This window comes from Actinoplanes oryzae (genome assembly GCF_030757795.1).
In the GTDB taxonomy this organism is placed as follows: Bacteria; Actinomycetota; Actinomycetes; order Mycobacteriales; family Micromonosporaceae; genus Actinoplanes.
Genome location: NZ_JAUQWH010000369.1, coordinates 1 through 478, shown reverse-complemented (window position 1 = coordinate 478; position 478 = coordinate 1). Strand labels below are relative to the sequence as shown.

General features: G+C 73.6%; 1 protein-coding gene. It reads left to right on the top strand.

Going from position 1 to position 478, the window contains the following annotated elements; genetic code table 11:
- A partial coding sequence (locus tag RBH18_RS43970; RefSeq protein WP_306216461.1) for a hypothetical protein occupies window positions 1-478 on the top strand: 478 nt, incomplete at both ends.

The following is a 478-nucleotide window of genomic DNA, read 5'->3' as shown; positions in this document are numbered from 1 at the left end:
CAAGGGATCGCGCTGGGCCGCGGGACTGCTCGTCCTGCTGATCGCGGGATGCGTCGGCGTGGGCAAGGCCGCGCCACCACCGCAGGCCGATTCCCCGGGCACCGGCGCACGTGTGGCAGTCCGTCGCGGCCGGCTGCCCGGTCTGACCTCCCCGCCGTACGGGCTCGGCGCGAGGGGCAAGCGGCTGGAGCCCTTCGTGGCGCCGGCTCAGCAGGAGCAGCTCGACAAGCTCGCCCCGGACGCCGCCGTCGACTCGGCGACCTGCCAGTACAAGGCGACCGCCGGCGCGCTTCCGCTCCTGCTCTCGGACGTGATGCTGTTCCGCGGTGCGGCTGGCGCCACGCAGGCGGAGGCGGTGTACCGGCAAAACCACGACGCCGTGGCCGGCAGCATCGACTTCGCCGAGGTGCCCGGGCTCGGTGACGGCGCCTTCGCGTACTTCTCGCTGAACGCGCTCCACGTGAAGGTGCGCAGCGGG